Genomic DNA, 543 nt, shown 5'->3' with positions numbered 1-543 from the left:
GTGTAGATGGTGCAAAGCTGCGCCTAAGTGTAGAGCTTACGCCAACATGGTTTATAGCCGTGTAGCGGAAGAATTCACTACCTGCGAACCCGGAAAACTTACCCCGATTAACCCCCATCTTCTAACGGATGCCGAAATGGCCGCCGTTTATAAGGATTTGGCGCTAATCGAAAAATGGTGCGAGAAAGTCAAAACAACGGTTACGGCGAAATTAATGGCCGGTGATTCGTTGCCAGGCTTGAAACTCGTTAAAGGCAAAGCAGGTGCGCGTAAGTGGGCGAATGCTGAAGAGGTAGAGGAATTGATCTGCCAGACATTCGACGATTTCGGGCGCTTCTATTCGCAGCCAGTTCTTATATCGCCAACTCAGGCGGAGAAAGTCTTAAAAGCCAATCCGGAACGATGGGAAATGCTAACGCCGTATATAACGCGTTCGGCAGGCTCGCCAACGGTTGCTTTTGAAGAAGATCCCCGCGCTGCCATCGATGTAAACCCGGCAAACGATTTTGATGTAATACAATAAATAAGGTAACTGTTAAATGA

The 543-nt window shown here is 48.1% G+C and carries 1 protein-coding gene; it reads left to right on the top strand.

Going from position 1 to position 543, the window contains the following annotated elements; genetic code table 11:
* Positions 1 to 523 (top strand): DUF2800 domain-containing protein (locus tag N1032_RS27375; RefSeq protein WP_259543862.1); only part of this gene is annotated, 523 nt, incomplete at its 5' end.
* Between the last annotated feature and the right edge of the window lie 20 nt (positions 524 to 543).

This window comes from Herbiconiux daphne (assembly GCF_024979295.1).
GTDB lineage: Bacteria > Actinomycetota > Actinomycetes > Actinomycetales > Microbacteriaceae > Herbiconiux > Herbiconiux daphnes.
This window is presented reverse-complemented; position numbering and strand designations above follow the sequence as displayed.